This window comes from Amycolatopsis pittospori (assembly GCF_013870525.1).
GTDB lineage: Bacteria > Actinomycetota > Actinomycetes > Mycobacteriales > Pseudonocardiaceae > Amycolatopsis > Amycolatopsis pittospori.
In genome coordinates, this window is the sequence record NZ_JACBXD010000019.1 from 1 (window position 1) to 16830 (window position 16830).

9 protein-coding genes are annotated in these 16830 nt (G+C 68.9%); 8 read left to right on the top strand and 1 reads right to left on the bottom strand.

Translation table 11 applies throughout. The annotated features are described in order from the left end of the window. The 3 genes from H5J31_RS13330 to H5J31_RS13340 form a co-directional block, all read left to right on the top strand. A partial coding sequence (locus tag H5J31_RS13330) for an ABC transporter ATP-binding protein (RefSeq protein WP_181772853.1) occupies positions 1 to 1068 on the top strand: 1068 nt, incomplete at its 5' end. A gap of 445 nt (positions 1069 to 1513) precedes the next feature. Next, positions 1514 to 7846: a DUF11 domain-containing protein gene (locus tag H5J31_RS13335; RefSeq protein ID WP_236005029.1), complete on the top strand. Its 6333-nt coding sequence runs from the start codon at positions 1514 to 1516 to the stop codon at positions 7844 to 7846. A gap of 140 nt (positions 7847 to 7986) precedes the next feature. Then, on the top strand, positions 7987 to 8649 hold the full coding sequence (locus H5J31_RS13340; RefSeq protein ID WP_181772855.1) for a maleylpyruvate isomerase family mycothiol-dependent enzyme: 663 nt from the start codon (positions 7987 to 7989) through the stop codon (positions 8647 to 8649). Between the two features lie 3 nt (positions 8650 to 8652). On the opposite strand, the gene H5J31_RS13345 is transcribed toward H5J31_RS13340, so the two are convergent. Then, the gene (locus tag H5J31_RS13345) at positions 8653 to 8979 is read right to left on the bottom strand and encodes a rhodanese-like domain-containing protein (protein WP_181772856.1); all 327 of its coding nucleotides are present in this window, start codon (positions 8977 to 8979) and stop codon (positions 8653 to 8655) included. Between the two features lie 81 nt (positions 8980 to 9060). On the opposite strand from H5J31_RS13345, the gene H5J31_RS13350 reads away from it, so the two are divergent. The 5 genes from H5J31_RS13350 (at position 9061) to fxsT (ending at position 16800) form a co-directional block, all read left to right on the top strand. Beyond that, complete coding sequence (locus H5J31_RS13350) at positions 9061 to 9636, top strand: TetR/AcrR family transcriptional regulator (protein WP_181772931.1); 576 nt, start codon at positions 9061 to 9063, stop codon at positions 9634 to 9636. Between the two features lie 30 nt (positions 9637 to 9666). Next, complete coding sequence (locus H5J31_RS13355; RefSeq protein ID WP_207898000.1) at positions 9667 to 10050, top strand: hypothetical protein; 384 nt, start codon at positions 9667 to 9669, stop codon at positions 10048 to 10050. A gap of 94 nt (positions 10051 to 10144) precedes the next feature. Continuing rightward, entirely contained in the window at positions 10145 to 12424 is a 2280-nt protein-coding gene (gene secD / locus H5J31_RS13360; protein WP_181772857.1) for a protein translocase subunit SecD, read from the top strand. A gap of 92 nt (positions 12425 to 12516) precedes the next feature. Continuing rightward, positions 12517 to 13707, top strand: a complete 1191-nt coding sequence (locus tag H5J31_RS13365) for a cation:proton antiporter (protein ID WP_181772858.1) — start codon at positions 12517 to 12519, stop codon at positions 13705 to 13707. A gap of 147 nt (positions 13708 to 13854) precedes the next feature. Next, entirely contained in the window at positions 13855 to 16800 is a 2946-nt protein-coding gene (gene fxsT, locus H5J31_RS13370) for an FxSxx-COOH system tetratricopeptide repeat protein (RefSeq protein ID WP_181772859.1), read from the top strand. Positions 16801 to 16830: the final 30 nt, after the last annotated feature.

Consider the following 16830-nt stretch of genomic DNA (forward strand, 5'->3'; position numbering starts at 1 on the left):
GCCGCCCAGCACGGAGCGACCGTCCGCCTGCTGCGGCTGCAGATCCCGGGCCAGGTGCTGTTCGGCGTCGCCGGTCAGCTCGCGCTGGTCCTTCTCGCCGGCACGACCGTTCTCCTGGCCGCGCAAGGTGATCTGAGCGTTCCGGAGGCGATCGCGCTGATCGTGGTGATCGCCCGCTATCTGGAGCCGTTCACCGCACTCGGCGACCTCGCACCCGGTATCGAGACCGCCGCCACCACGCTCGGCCGCATCCGCACGGTGCTCACCGCCCCGGTGGCCCCGGCCGGGACCGCCGTCGCGCCGGACCGGTCGGTCGCGCCGAGGATCCGGTTCGAGGACGTCGGATTCCGGTACGCGGCCGGCGGCGAGGACGTGCTCGAGAACTTCGGCCTCACCCTGGAACCGGGGACGACGACCGCGATCGTCGGCCCGTCCGGTTCCGGCAAGAGCACCGTCCTCGCGCTGCTCGCCGGAGTGCACCAGCCCACGAACGGACGTGTCCTCGTCGGCGGGACGGATCTCGCCGAGCTGACGGCGGCCGACCGGCGTGACCTCGTCACCGTCGTTTTCCAGCAGCCGTACCTCTTCGACGGTTCGGTCCGCGACAACGTCCTCGCCGGAGACCCCACCGCCGACGAACGACGGGTCGCGGAGGTCGTCGGCCTCGCCAAGGTCGACGAACTGCTCGACGGCCGGAACCCGGTCGTCGGCGAGGCGGGAAGCGCGCTTTCCGGTGGTGAGCGGCAACGCGTGTCCATCGCCCGCGCTCTGCTCAAACCGGCGCCGATCCTGCTGGTCGACGAGGCCACCAGCGCGCTCGACACGGAGAACGAAGACGCCGTCGTCCGCTCGCTCAGTGCCGACCCCGTGCCGCGTACGCGGGTGATCGTCACCCACCGGATCGCCGGGATCCGCCATGCCGACAGGGTCGTCTTCCTGGAAGACGGCCGGATCGTGGAGGACGGCGGCGTCGAAGAACTCCTTGCCCGGCGAGGACGTTTCGCGGAGTTCTGGCGGCGGCAGGTCGACGCCACAGGCTGGCGCATCACCGCCGGGACCGCGCCGTGACCCATACCCAGGGCGAGCCGGAGTGGGTGGTCACCCGCGACGGCAGACGGCTGTTCGCCATGGTGGACGGCATGTGATCGCGGAGCGGTCCGGGCACTACGTCCCGAAGTCCGAACCCGAGGTGATCGTCGGCGAGATCGTCCGGACGCTTTCCGAGGAGAGCCCGTTTCCGCCGGAAAACACCACGTTCCGGAATTTCGGTGTCCGTTGTGGACGGTCTGGTGAACACCGTTTTCATCACCCGTCCGGGGGTTTTGTCCTCACCCAAGGGGTTCTATCCAGGGGACGCCGCCGATCCCGGTTGCCGTCGATGATCTTGCCGACACAGGATGACCCTCGATCGGGCTCGCTGTCCCCGTCCGTCCTGCCCTGGGCCGATGGGAGCGAGGGGTGAGGCGGAGGCGGTATGGCGGAACGGCGCGGGCGAAATCGGTTTCGCCGGGGCATGGCGATGCTCACGGTGGTGGTCGTCGCCCTGGTGATGGGCGCCCCGCTGCCGGCGAGCGCCCAGACGCAACCGCGGGGCGCGGGCACCGAACGCCCGATCGGGCCGCAGCCGGTGTACTCCGGCCTGGCGCACGGCGGGATCGCGATGGCCGCCAACTCGGTGGTCCAATGCGGTATCGGCGTCGTCTGCGACGCCTCCGCGAGCAACGCGAGCCCGGTGTCCTGGATCAAGACCGACCCCGCCGCGCCCGGCAACACCGCCTCGGCGGCGAGCCTGAGCATCCCGGCCGGCGCGAAGGTGCTCAACGCCCGGCTGTACTGGCAGTTCAACCCGGTCGCCACCAGCGGGACCTCGGGCGACGGCCCGAAGGGCAACCAGGTGTCGATGAAGACGCCGGGGTCGACCTCCTACCAGCGGATCACCGCGGAGACCTACGACTGGTTCCCCGCGCTCACCACACCCGGCAACCCGACCCTGTACGCCTACGGCGGCGCGGCCGACGTCACCGACACGGTGACCAAGTCCGGGACCGGTCAGTACACCGTCTCCGACATCCAGGCCTGCCAGGGCCAGTCGATCAGCCCGACCAACCTCGGCTGCTGGGGCGGCTGGTCGCTGGTGGTGGCCTACGAACTGGCCAGCGAACCGCTGCGCTATCTGCAGGTGTGGGACGGTCTCCAGCGTGTCGCGGGTGGCGGTACGCCGGTTTCGGCGACCATCGCGCTGAGCGGCATCAAGGCCCCGACCTCCCGTCAGCCCAGTGTCGAACTCGGCATCGTCGCCGGCGACGGGGACGCGCCGATCACCGGTGATTACCTCCAGGTGGGCCCGAACGCCGCCAGCCTGCAGGACATCTCCTTGCCCGGACCCGCCGGCACGGCGGTGAACAACGCTTTCAGCAGCCGGATCGACCAGGTGGCGGCGAACGGCACGGGATCGAACGTCACCGCCCGGAATCCGAATCCGGTCAACAACGTCGGCTACGACGCCCGCAGCATCGACATCACCGGCAAGGTCCCGGCGGGCACGTCCGCGCTCCAGGTGAAGATCGGCACGACCGGCGACGCGCTCTACCCGCAGGTGGTCTGGCTGGTCACCGACGCACTCGAACCGGACCTGCAGATCACCAAGGCCAACGACCCGGTCGGCAACACGAACGACAATCCGCCGGGTTACGTCACCAAGGGCGACGACGTCACCTACACCTTCGACGTCGCCAACAAACACGCCGACGGTTCCACCAACGACCTCGACACGGCGACGAACGTGGTGCTCACGGACACGCTGCCGGACGGCGTGACCTTCGTGGCCGGGTCCAATCCGGACTGTTCGGCCGCCGGGCAGGTGGTCAGCTGCCGGCTGCGGAACCTCGCGCCGGGGCAATCGCAGAAGGTCGCCTTCAAGGTCAAGGTCGGCGCGACGGTGCCGGACGGCACCAAACTCGACAACACCGGCAAACTGACCTTCCGCGGTGAGGACACCGGCCGCCAGCAGGAACGCACCTCGAACACGGTGCGGAACACCGTCGCGTCGCCGGGATACCAGCTCACGAAGTCGGTCGACCTCGCCGAGGCGGTGCCGGGCGACACCCTGACCTACAAGGTGACCCTGCGGAACACCGGCGTGATCCCGGTACCCGCGCTCACGGTGCGAGACACGCTTCCGCCGGGTACGACCTACGTGTCGTCCGAGCCGTCGAAGGGGACCGCGTCCGGTACCGGCCCGATCGACTGGGCCGTGAACGGCCTCGCCGTCGGCGAGACCGCGACGCTGACCGTGCGCGTCAAGGTCGAAGAGGCCGCGATCGGCAAGGAACTGGTGAACCGCGCGACCGTCCCGATCGGACCGCCGCCGGTGGTACCGCCCGACAACCGCTGCCCGGACGACCCGGCCGCGGCCTGCGCCAAGACCAAGGTGCCCGCTCCCGCGTACACGGTGACGAAGACCGCGGACAAGGAATCCGCGAACCCCGGTGACACCGTGCGCTACACGATCAAGGTCGCCAACACGGGGAGGGTCACCGCCGCCGACCTCAAGGTCGTCGACGATCTGACCGGCGTGCTCGACGACGCGGCCTTCCAGAACGACGCAACCGCGTCGCCGGGTTCGGTGTCCTACGCGGCGCCGAAGCTGACCTGGACGGGCACGCTGGCCGTCGGGGCGAGCGCCGAGATCAGCTACACGGTCAAGGTGAAGAACCCCAACACCGGTGACAACCGGCTCAAGAACGTGGTCACTTCCGAGACCCCGGGCGGGAACTGTCCGCCGGGTTCGACCGATCCGAAGTGCGGGACGACGACGCCGGTTTCCGGTCTGCTCATCAAGAAGATCGCCGACAAGCAGTCGGCGAACCCGGGCGATGTCGTGAAGTACACGGTCACTGTTCAGAACACGGGCCAGACGAAGCTTTCCGGTGCGACGTTCACCGATGACCTGACGCAGGTTCTCGACGACGCGGACTACCAGAGCGACGGCGCGGCGACGATCGGTGCGGTGTCCTACGCGGCGCCGAAGCTGACGTGGACCGGTGACGTCGGTGTCGGCGAGACGTCCACGGTCACGTACACGGTCAAGGTGAAGAACCCGAATACCGGTGACAACCGGCTCAAGAACGCGGTCTCGTCCGAGACGCCGGGCGGGAATTGCCCGCCGGGATCCACGGATCCCGCTTGTGGCACCGATACCCCGGTGTCGGGCCTGAAGATCGAGAAGGCGGTCGACAAGCAGTCGGCGAACCCGGGTGATGTCGTGAAGTACACGGTCACCGTCACCAACACCGGGCAGACCAAGCAGGACGCCGCGTCCTTCGCCGATGACCTGACGCAGGTCCTCGACGACGCGGACTATCAGAACGACGGTGCGGCGACCATCGGCGCGGTCACTTTCGCGTCGCCGAAGCTGAGTTGGACGGGTTCGCTCGACATCGGCCAGGCATCGACGGTCACCTACACGGTGAAGGTGAAGAACCCCAACCCCGGCGACAAGAAGCTGTCCAATGTGGTCACTTCGGAGATCCCGGGTAACAACTGCCCGCCGGGTTCGACGGATCCGAAGTGCGGGACGACGACGCCGGTGTCCGGTCTGATCATCGAGAAGGCGGTCGACAAGCAGTCGGCGAACCCGGGTGATGTCGTGAAGTACACGGTCACCGTGCGGAACACGGGTCAGACGAAGCTGGCCGGCGCGACCTTCACGGACGATCTGACGCAGGTGCTCGACGACGCGGACTATCAGAACGATGGTGCGGCGACGATCGGCGCGGTCACTTTCGCGTCGCCGAAGCTGACCTGGACCGGTGATCTCGAAGTCGGCGAGACCTCGACGGTCACGTACACGGTCAAGGTGAAGAACCCCAACACCGGGGACAATCAGCTCAAGAACGTGGTCACTTCCGAGACTCCTGGTGGGAACTGTCCGCCGGGTTCGACGGATCCGAAGTGCGGGACGACGACGCCGGTGTCCGGTCTGATGATCGAGAAGGCGGTCGACAAGCAGTCGGCGAACCCGGGTGACGTCGTGAAGTACACCGTCACCGTCCGGAACACCGGCCAGACGAAGCTGACCGGTGCCACCTTCACGGACGATCTGGCCCAGGTGCTCGACGACGCGGACTACCAGAACGACGGTGCCGCGACCATCGGCGCGGTGTCCTATGCGGCGCCGAAACTGACCTGGACCGGCGACCTCGACATCGGCGAGACGGCCACGGTCACCTACACCGTGAAGGTCAAGAGTCCCGACCCTGGCGACAAGAAGCTCGTCAACACGGTCACTTCCGAGACTCCGGGCGGGAACTGTCCGCCGGGTTCGACGGATCCGAAGTGCGGGACGACGACGCCGGTTTCCGGTCTGGTCATCAAGAAGATCGCCGACAAGCAGTCGGCGAACCCGGGCGATGTCGTGAAGTACACGGTGACGGTGCAGAACACCGGCCAGACGAAGCTGTCGGGCGCGACGTTCACCGACGACCTGGCCCAGGTCCTCGACGACGCCGACTATCAGAACGACGGTGCCTCGGCCATCGGTACCGTGACTTTCGCGTCGCCGAAGCTGACGTGGACCGGCGATCTCGGCATCGGTGTGACGGCCACGGTCACGTACACCGTGAAGGTCAAGAACCCCAACACCGGTGACAACCGGCTCAAGAACGTCGTCACTTCCGAGACGCCGGGCGGGAACTGTCCGCCGGGTTCGACGGATCCGGCCTGTGGCACGGAGACCCCCGTGTCGGGCCTGGAGATCAAGAAGGTCGTCGACAAGCAGTCGGCGAACCCCGGTGACGTCGTGAAGTACACCGTGACCGTGCGGAACACCGGGCAGACCAAGGTTTCCGGTGCGACGTTCACCGACGACCTGACCAAGGTCCTCGACGACGCCGACTACCAGGGCGACGGCGCGGCGACCATCGGCACGGTCTCCTACGCCGAGCCGGAGCTGACCTGGACGGGCGACCTCGACATCGGTGCGACGGCAACGGTCACCTACACCGTCAAGGTGAAGAACCCGGGCGACGGCGACAAGAAGCTCGTCAACGCCGTCACTTCGGACACGCCGGGGGGCAACTGCCCGCCGGGTTCGACGGATCCGAAGTGCGGGACGACGACGCCGGTTTCCGGGCTGCTCATCAAGAAGACCGCGGACAAGAAGTCGGTCGACCCGGGCGACACGGTGAAGTACACGGTCACCGTCACCAACACCGGGCAGACCAAACAGGAGGGTGCGTCGTTCACCGACGACATGACCCAGGTTCTCGACGACGCCGACTACCAGAACGACGGCGCCGCGACGATCGGTGACGTCACCTACGCGGCGCCGAAGCTGAGCTGGACCGGTTCGCTCGACATCGGCCAGACGTCGACGATCACCTACACGGTCAAGATCAAGAAGCCGAACCCCGGTGACAAGAAACTGTCCAATGTGGTCACTTCGGAGACGCCGGGCAACAACTGCCCGCCGGATTCGACCGACCCGAACTGCGTCGCGGACGTACCGTCCCGCGAACTGACGGTGAAGAAGACCTCGGACAAGCAGAGCGCGAACCCGGGTGACGTCGTCACGTACACCGTCACGGTCACCAACACCGGCAAGGTCGATCTGGTCGGTGAAGACGCCGCACGCGTCACCGACGATCTGTCCGAGGTGCTCGACGACGCGGACTACCAAGGCGACGCGAAGTCCACGCCGATCGCCGGCGATTTCGCGTTCACCGCGCCGAACCTGGTGTGGACCGGGGACCTCCCGGTGGGCGCGTCGACCACGTTGAAGTACTCGGTGAAGGTGAAGAACCCGGTCAAGGGTGATCACGAACTGCGGAACACCGTCAGCACCAACACGCCGGGCACCTGCCCGCCGCAGTCCGACGACCCGGCCTGTTCGACCGTCACCCCGGTGCCCGGCATCACGCTGGAGAAGAAGGCGGACAAGGCGACGGCGAACCCGGGCGACGTCGTCAAGTACACGGTCACCGTCCGGAACACCGGCAAGACCAAGCTGGCCGGGGCGACCTTCACCGACGACCTCACCGAGGTCCTCGACGACGCCGAGTTCGCAAAGGACGGCAAGGCGACGATCGGTGAGGTCACCTACTCGGAACCGAAGCTGACCTGGACCGGCGATCTGGAGATCGGGCAGACGGCGACGGTCACCTACAGCGTGAAGGTGACCAAGACCGGCGGTGACGGCAAGCTGACCAACGTCGTCACCACCGACACCCCGGGCGGCAACTGCCCGCCGGGCAGCAAGGATCCGAAGTGCGGGACGACGACCCCGTTGTCCAGCTTGAAGATCAAGAAGACGGTCGACAAGGCGGAGGCGAAACCCGGCGAGGTCGTCACCTACACCGTGACCGTGGAGAACACCGGCCAGGCCACCGTGGACGATGCGACGTTCACCGACGACCTGACCCAGGTGCTCGACGACGCGACTTTCGACGGCGCGGTGAAGGTCAGTACCGGAACGGCGACCTATGCCGCGCCGAAGCTCACCTGGAAGGGCAAGCTCGCTCCGGGGGAGAAGGCCACCGTCACCTACGCCGTCACCGTGAAGTCGCCCGCGAGCGGTGACCACCGGCTCCGCAACGTCGTCACGTCCGACACCCCGGGCGGGAACTGCCCGCCGGGCTCGGAGAATCCCGACTGCGGCACCGACACCCGGGTGCCGCCGACTCCGCAGCCGCCGGACAAGCCGAACCCGCAGCCGCCGAACACGCCGCGGCCGCCGGGGCTGGCCGTCACGGGTTCGCCGGTGAAGACCATGTCGGTACTGGCGCTCGGGATGCTGGCCATCGGGGCCCTGCTGCTCCTGGCCGGACGGAGGCGCCGGGAGTCCTGACCGGGAGAGGGTCCGGAGCACGGCGAAACCGCGCTGTGCTCCGGACCCTCCGTCACGGTTCGCCCTCGAGGTATCCGCGGCCGATGATTTCGGGCGGCGTCGGGAGTCTCCCTCTCCGGAACGACTGGAGGGAGTCCGGAATGACGAATACGGGACCGAAATCGCGCAGTCGCGCGGCGTCCGGGGTCTGGCCAGTGATCCACACCGAACGGGCCATGCTGGCGAAGGACCTCATCGGACTCACCGAAGAACAGTGGGAGACGCCGTCGCTGTGCAGCGGGCTGACGGTGCGCGAGGTACTGGCCCATCTCACCGCGGCGGCGAGCCTCACGCCGCTGCGCTGGATGGCCGGGGTGATCCGCTGCCGGTTCGACTTCGACGAGCAGGTCGCGATGCGGCTGGCCGAACACCTGGGGTCGAGCGGCGCGGAGACGCTGGAGCGGTTCCGTCGCGTCGTGACGAGCACGACGAAACCGCCCCTGCCGAAAATGGCGATGCTCGGCGAGGTGATCGTGCACGGCGAGGACATCCGCCGTCCGCTCGGCATCCGCCGCGACCATCCGATCGCGGTCCTCACCTCGTTGGCCGGGTACTACCAGGGTGCCGATCTGGTGGTGATGGCGAAGGGACGCATCGGTGGCCTGCGGCTGGAAGCGACGGACGGCCCCTTCGCCGTCGGGTCCGGGCCGCTCGTCTCGGGCACGACCTTGGCACTGGTCATGGCCATGACCGGACGAGCGGCCCCTGTGGACGAACTCGACGGCGACGGGGTCGAGATCCTGCGGAGCCGCGTGCCCGGCTGACCGTCAGGCCTGTTCGAGGGGCAGGCCGGCGGCGGCCCAGTCCTCGATGCCCTCCCGGTACTTGCGGACGTCGGTGTAGCCGAGCGCGGTGAGGCGGTCGGCGACCTGCCCGCTGTTGGGGCACGCCGGGTTCGAGCAGTAGGTGACGATCGCGGCGCCGCGATCGGGCAGGACGGTGGCCGCCCGCGCGTCGACGTCCGCGAGGACCAGGGGGACGGCGCCGGGCAGATGCTGCTTGGCGTAGTACTCGCCGCCCAGCGCGTCGATCACGGTCACGGCCTTCGCGTCGATCGCGGCCTTCAGCTCGTCACGGGTGATCAGGGTCGTCATGTCGCTACCTCCAGTTAATCGGACTATAGTCCGCATGTGCCTCACGACCATAACGGACCGCAGTCCGCTTTCGCAACGCCGTTGGAACTCCTGCGCACACCGCCGCCCAAGGAACGCGCGGACGCCGCCCGCAACCGGGCCGCCATCCTGGACGCGGCCGCGTCGCTGTTCGCCGAACACGGTGTCGACGCGGTGTCCATGGATCAGGTGGCGGCGGCCGCCGGTGTGGGCAAGGGGACGCTGTTCCGCCGCTTCGGCGACAAGGCCGGGCTGGCCGCGGGGTTGCTGGACGCACGGGAACGCGTGCTTCAGGAAGGTGTTCTGCAAGGACCGCCGCCGTTGGGCTCCGGCGCCTCGCCCGCGGACCGTCTCGCGGCTTTCGCCGAGGCCTACCTCGACTACCTGCTCAAGCATCTGCCGCTGGTGCGGATGTCGGAGACCGCGGCGCCCGGCGCGCGCTACCGCATCGGCGCCTACCGGTTCTGGCACCGGCACGTGACGATGCTGCTCGACGGCACCCCTGATCCCGAACACACCGCGCACGCCCTGCTCGCGCCGTTGGCGGCCGAGCACGTGACCGCGTTGCTGCCGGATCTGGGGGAGGACCGGGTCCGCGCCGGCGTCGCGCGCCTGTGGCGGGACGCCGTCGCCAAGTAGGGTGTCGGCGAGAACCCCAGGAGTGTGTCGATGACGGTGGAGCGCGGGACGTCCCGGCCGGGCAGGCTGCCCGTGCTGGCGCTGCTCGCCGCCGTCCTGACCGCGCTGGGCCTGTTCTCCGTCCTGCATTCCGTCGATTCCGCCGCCGCGGCCGAGTCCCGCGGGACGAACGCGGTGGTCGACGCCTCGGTCTCGAAGGCCGTGGCACCCGTGCGCGCCGCGGGCAGGCTGGCGGCCGAGCCGTCGCTCCTGGGTGTCCACGGTCACGGTGATCTGCCCCTCTTCGGCACCGTTCCGCACGGGCCCGCGTCGACGACGCTGCTCCGCCTGAACGAACTCCACGCCGACGTCACCCCTCCCTCCCACGCGGCACACCGCCTCGCGCTGGGGGATCGCGCTCCTCCCTCCCGGTAGCCGTAGCCGAGCTTCACGGGCACGTCTTCCCCGTGTCCGTACCGGGAATCCGCGCGTCCTCGTCCGGACGCGCGTTCATCGAGGAGAAACCGTCGTGCCGCGCGAAACCGCGCGGCGAGGCATGACCGGTCGAGCCGTCGTCTCGCTGGTCGTCCTCGCCGCGACCGTCTACCTGTTGCTGACCACCGCCCCGCGTCTGGGGCTCGATCTGCGTGGTGGCACGCAGATCGTGCTGGAGACCAAGGATTCACCGACCGCCACCGCGGGAGCCGAGACCACCGACCGCACCCTCGAGGTGCTGCGCCGCCGGGTCGACGCGCTCGGCGTGGCCGAACCCATGCTCGCCCGCTCCGGGGACAACCGGATCATCGTCGAACTGCCCGGCGTGCGGAATCCACGCGAAGCCGTCGAAGTGATCGGCCGGACCGCGCAGCTGTCCTTCCATCCGGTGCTCGGCGCGCCGGCCGGGGAGTCGGCGGGCACCCGCGTGCTGCCCGACGAGAGCGGGCAGCCGATCACGCTGGGGCCCGCGGCGTTGACCGGGGAAGGCGTCGACGAAGCACTTTCGTCGGTCGATTCCCAGGGCGGCGGCTGGCTCGTTTCCGTCGATTTCAAGGGGGATTCCGGTCGCGCCTGGGAAAGACTGACCGGGCAGGCCGCCTGTTCCCCGCCCGGTGACCCGGCCCGCCGGGTGGCGATCGCCCTCGACGACAAGGTGATCTCGTCGCCGCAGGTCAGCCCCCAGGTCGCCTGCCAGGTCGGCATTGTCGGTGGGAGTACGCAGATCACCGGCCGGTTCTCACCCGCCGAGGCGAAGGATCTGGCACTGCTGATCAACGCCGGCGCGCTGCCGACGCCGGTCGAGATCATCGAACAACGCACTGTCGGCCCCACGCTCGGAGAGGCCGCCATCGACGCCAGCGCCCGCGCCGCCGTCATCGGCCTGGCGCTGACCGCGCTGTTCCTGCTGGCGGTGTACCGGTTGGCCGGGCTCGTCGCCGTGGGCACGCTGGTGATCTACGCCGCCGTGTCATACGCCGTCCTGCTTGCCCTCGGCGCGACGCTGACCTTGCCCGGACTCGCGGGCTTCGTCCTCGCCATCGGCATGGCCGTCGACGCGACCGTCCTCGTCTTCGAACGGGCGAGAGAGGAACACTCGGTCAAACGGGGAGGCTCACTTCCCCGTTCGGTCAGCCGAGGGTTCAGCGGAGCGCTGTCGGCGATCGTCGATTCGAACGTGACCACGCTGCTCGCCGGCGGGCTGCTGTTCTGGCTGGCTTCCGGACCGGTGCGCGGCTTCGGGGTGACGCTCTCGATCGGTGTGGTCGTGGCGCTGTTCATCTCACTCGTGCTCACCCGGTTGCTGCTGCACCTCACGATGCGCGGCGTGGTCGCGCGCAAGCCCCGGTTGTCCGGGCTGACCCACGAAGGCCGGGTCCGCCAGTGGGTGAACCGCCGCGACCCGAAATTCCTCGCCCGGCCGAAACGCTGGCTGACGGTGGCGGGCGCGGTCGTCATCGCCGCCGTCACCGGACTGCTGGTGGCCGGGCCGAACCTCGGTGTGGAGTTCACCGGCGGCCGGGTGATCGAATACGGCACCACCGCCGCGGCCGACGTCGAACAGGTCCGCGACGCCGTCTCCGACGCCGGATTCCCGCGCGCCGTCGTGCAGATGTCCGGGGAGAAGGACATCTCGGTCCGCACCGAGCCGATCGACGAGGCGGCCACCGAACGGATCCGGGCCGCGGTGTCCGGGGTCGCCGGTGACGCCACCGAGATCCGCGACGAGCAGATCGGCCCGAGCCTCGGTGCCGAACTGCGCACCAAGGCGGTGATCGCGCTCTGCCTCGCGGTGCTGGCGCAGCTGATCTACCTGGCGGTGCGGTTCGACTGGCGGCTCGGTCTGGCCACGGTGGTCGCGCTGGCCCAGGACGTCCTGCTCATCCTCGGGATCTTCGCCTGGCTGGGCAAGTCGATGGACGGTGTCTTCCTGGCCGCGCTGCTGACCGTGATCGGCTATTCGGTCAACGACTCGGTGGTGGTCTTCGACCGGGTCCGGGAGATCCGGGGCCTGCGCCGCAAGGAACCGTTCACCCGCGTCGTCGGCTCCGCGGTCTTGCAGACGTTGCCGCGGACGATCAACACCGGGATCGGCGTGCTGTTCGTCCTCGGCGCACTGTTGTTCCTCGGTGACGGCTCGCTCGCCGACTTCGCGCTCGCGCTCCTGCTCGGCCTCGTCGCCGGCACGGTGTCCACAGTGGCCACCGCCGGTCCCGTCGCCATCCTGCTGGACAAGCGCTGGCCCGGCGCCGGACGCCCGAACCGGAAACCCGCGCGGACCCGGGAGCGCGACGACAACGGCGCGGTGGTGTGATCGGCGTTCCTTTGTGGACCGTCACGGCCCGCCCTGGCTTTATGCTCGTTCCCGGTGGCAGGGGAGTCCACCGGGAACGAGGGGCGGGGTAGATGATCCAGAGCGTGCTCGTCGGCGCGGTCGTCGTGCTGGCGTGGACGATGACGGCGGCGCGGCTGGAACGGTGGCAGATCACCGCGCCGATGGCGATGGTCGTGGCCGGACTCGCGATCGGCTTCACCACCCGCAACGATCTCGGGAACGGGCTCAACACCGAGATCGCCCTGAACGCCGCGGAACTGATCCTCGCGCTGCTGTTGTTCGTCGACGCCACCGCGGTCAAGGGCGGCTATCTCGGCCATGACGGGAAGACCGCGGTGCGGCTGCTGCTGATCGCGCTGCCGCTGACGATCCTGATCACCATGGGCGTCGGACTGCTGGTCCTGCCGGGGATCGGCTGGGCGGTGGTGCTGCTGATCGCGTGCATCATCGCCCCGACCGACTTCGCGCCGGCGACGTCGGTGGTGCACGACGTCCGGGTGCCCGAACGCGTGCGGCATCTGCTGAACGTCGAGAGCGGCTACAACGACGGCGTCGTCGCACCCGTGTTCATCTTCGCGCTCACCCTCGCGGGGAGCCATCACCAGGCGAACACCCCCGTCCAGGCCTTGCAGGCCGCGATCCCGGCGGCACTGCTGGCCGTCCTGACGGGATCCGTCGTCGGCGCGCTCGCGGCGGTCGCGATGAACGTGGCGGGCAGGCACGGCTGGTCCACCCCGCATTCCGCGCGGGTGGCGACCGTCGCGATCCCGCTGCTGACCTACACCGCCGCCGTCGCGATCGGCGGCAACGGCTTCGTCGCGGCGTTCATCTGCGGTATCGCCTACAAGACCGCCCGGCACCCCAGCGGAGACGAACTCGGGCTGGCCGAGGACGTCAGTTCGCTGTGCGGACTGCTGATGTGGTTCGTCTTCGGCAGTACCGCGGTGCTGGTGCTGGGCTTCGGCCTGACCTGGGGCGTGGTGATCGTCAGCGTCGTCGCGCTGACCGTCGCCCGGCTGGTCCCGGTACTGCTCACCCTGCTGCGGACCGATCTGCGCTGGAAGGACCGGATGACCATCGGCCTGCTGGCGCCCCGAGGCGCGGCGTCGATCGTATTCGGGTTGCTGGCCTTCAACTCCCTCGACGGCGACGCGGCGGACGTCGCGCTGAGCGTCATGGCGGTGACCGTGCTGGCGAGCGTGGTCGCCCACGGCTTCGGGGCCTCGGCGTTCCTGAACCGCAAGTCCAAACGACCTTCGTGAGCGAGTGGCGACGCGCCTGTCGTTCCCGGACCGTCTTCGCGCGTAACGGTGAGCACGGAGCGGCCGACAACCGGTGGCGGCGCGACCGAAGCGGTCGCGTGGCCGGGGCGTCGTCCCGGCGAACTCCGTGCTGGAAGAGGTCCGAGATTGCCCGACGTCCTGAAGATCCGGGTCCCGGAATCGGCGGTGCTGGACGTGGTCTTCCTGCACGGCCTGGACGGTGACGCGCGCAAGTCCTGGACCGGGAGATCGTTCTGGCCGGAATGGCTCGCCGAGGACTTCGCTCGCGTGGCGGTGTGGTCGGTGGGCTACGAAGCCTGGTCGACGGGCTGGCGTGGAACGGCGATGCCCATGCAGGACCGGGCGATCAATCTGATGGCCCGATTGCAGAACCTCGGCATCGGGCAGCGGCCCCTGTGCTTCGTCACCCACAGCATGGGCGGTCTGCTCGCCAAGGAGATCCTGCTGCACGCGGCCGAGGGGCGAACCGAGTTCGCGGTGTTCGCCAAGGCCGCTCGTGGGGTGGTCTTCCTGGGGACACCGCACACCGGTTCGGGGCTGGCCGGTGTCGTCAAGGCGCTCGGCCTGGTCTACCGGGCCACGGCGGCGGTGAAGGACCTCAAACGCAACGCCGCCCACCTCCGTCACCTGAACGACCGGTATCGCGATTGGGCCGACGAATCCGGAATCCGCAGTCTGGTCTTCTTCGAGGCGTATCCCACCAAGGGGGTGCGAGTGGTCGACGAGGTTTCGGCCAACCCCGGGCTGCCTCGGGTCCGGCCGATCCCTGTCGACGCCGACCACGTCGACATCTGCAAGCCCGCCGACCGGGATTCCCTTGTCTACGGCCAGATCGCGAAGTTCATCACCGACATCCTCGCCGAGGGCGACACATCGGCCCCCGTCCGGAAGCTGCCCGCGGACACCGGGGTGTTCGTCGGACGCACGGACGAGCTGGCCCGATTGGAGAGCGTGGCGACGACCGTTCGCCGGGTAGCGGTCGTGGCGGTGCACGGATTGGGTGGCGTCGGTAAGAGCACCTTGGCCGCGAGGTTCGCCGAGTTGCACGCGGACAGCTTCTCCCTGGTGTGGTGGGTGACAGCGGATACGGTCGCGGCGATCGACGACGGCCTGGCCGAACTGGCCGTGGCGCTGTCGCCGGACTCGGTGGGACTTCCTTGGGAACAGCGCACCGAACTGGCCATGGGGTGGCTGGCCGGGAACACCGGCTGGCTGCTGATCCTGGACAACCTGACCGCTCCCGCTCAGGCCGCCCGTCTCCTGGAGCGAGTGCGCACCGGCACGATCCTGATCACCAGCAGACAAGGAATCGGCTGGCGGGGTGTCAGCACCTTGCCGCTCGACGTACTGGCGCCGGACGAGGCGGTCGAGTTATTCGGCCGGGTCGTCCGGGCGGAGTGGCCGGAAGCCGACCTGGCCGACGCCGAGGAACTGTGTGCCGAGCTGGGGTACCTGCCGTTGGCGGTCGAACAGGCGGCGGCGTACCTCGTCCAGGCCCGGATCACTCCGGCGCGCTATCTCGACCTGCTCACCCGGTTCCCGGCGCGGATGTTCACCGCGACCGCGGAGGGCGGCGACGCCCAGCGCACGATGGCCAGGGTCTGGCATGTCACCCTCGACCGGCTCACCGACACCCCTCTCGCCGCGAAGTTGTTGCACAGACTGGCCTGGCACGCCCCCGACCGCATCCCCCGGTCGCTGCTGGAGGACGCGGGTGAGGAACCGGACCTCTCCGAGGCGTTGGGCCGGCTGGCCGCCTACAGCATGATCACCCTCGACCTCGAAACGATCGACGTCCACCGCCTCGTGCAGGCCGTGACCCGCACGCCGGATCCAGCCGATCCCCATCGGCTTCCCGAGGACATCGCGCGCGCCCGCGACGACACCGCCGCGAGTCTCGCCCGCGCACTGGACGACACCGACCCCCGTCTGCCCGGAGACTGGCCCGCATTCCAAGCGGTCCTCCCGCACGCTCAGGCGTTGCTCGAGCACGCCGACGCCGACGCGCTGTGCGTGCTCGCCAACCACCTCGGTCTTTACGTTCTCGGTCAGGGCAAACCCGCCGTCGCCATCGCGTTGTCCTCCCGTGCCGTTCAGGGCAGCGAACGCCTTTACGGCACGGATCACCCGGTGACCTTGCGTTCGCTGAACAGTCTGGCGGCCGCGTACCAGGCGGCCGGTGAGGTGCGACGGGCGATCTCCTTGTTCAAGTCGACGCTCGCGGACCAGGAGCGGGTGCTCGGGGCGGAGCACCCGGAAACGCTGACCTGCCGGAACAACCTCGCCGCCGCCCACCAAGCGGTCGGTGAGGTGCGGCAAGCCATCGCGATACACGAGGAGACGCTGGCCGGGCGTGTGCGAGTGCTGGGAACGGACCACCCGGACACGCTGAGCTCCCGGAACAACCTGGCCATGGCCTACGCGGTGATGGGCGACGCCGAGCGGGCACTTCCCCTTCATGAGGCCACCCTCGCCGACCGCGAACAGGTGCTGGGCCCGGATGCCCCGGAGACCCTGCTTTATCGCAACAATCTCGCCTACGCCCATTGGTCGGTCGGCGACGTCCGAAAAGCGATCTCGTTGTTCACGGAGACGTTGACCGGTCGCGAGAGAGTCCTGGGGGAGGACCATCCGGATACGTTGTTCTCGCGGAACAACCTGGCGGCCGCCTACGAATCCGCCGGGGACCTGCCGCGGGCGATCGAGATGTACGAGCGCACGTTGTTCGATCGTGAGCGGATCCTGGGGAACGATCACCCGGACACGTTGAACTCGCGGAACAATCTGGCGGGGGCGTACGAGTCCGCGGGTGACCTGCCGCGGGCGATCGAGATGTACGAGCGCACGCTGGCCGATCGTGAGCGGGTGCTGGGGCAGGACCACGCGGACACGTTGAACTCGCGGAACAACCTGGCCTACGTCCACGGGGTGGCGGGCGACCTGCCGCACGCGATCCGGATGTACGAGGCGGCGTTGGCCGACGCGGAGCGGGTACTCGGACCCGAACATCGCGTCACCAGGACGCTTCGGGAGAACGTCGAGGCCGCGATCCGGGTACGCGACCGGCCCTGATCACCGGCGGCCCGGTTGTCGTCCGGGGTG

Excerpts from the sequence above, each read along its gene's own strand:
- H5J31_RS13335 (WP_236005029.1), top strand. The coding sequence starts at position 1,514 with ATGGCGATGCTCACGGTGGTGGTCGTCGCCCTGGTGATGGGCGCCCCG.
- H5J31_RS13340 (WP_181772855.1), top strand. The coding sequence starts at position 7,987 with ATGACGAATACGGGACCGAAATCGCGCAGTCGCGCGGCGTCCGGGGTC.
- H5J31_RS13345 (WP_181772856.1), bottom strand. The coding sequence starts at position 8,979 with ATGACGACCCTGATCACCCGTGACGAGCTGAAGGCCGCGATCGACGCG.
- H5J31_RS13355 (WP_207898000.1), top strand. The coding sequence starts at position 9,667 with ATGACGGTGGAGCGCGGGACGTCCCGGCCGGGCAGGCTGCCCGTGCTG.
- H5J31_RS13365 (WP_181772858.1), top strand. The coding sequence starts at position 12,517 with ATGATCCAGAGCGTGCTCGTCGGCGCGGTCGTCGTGCTGGCGTGGACG.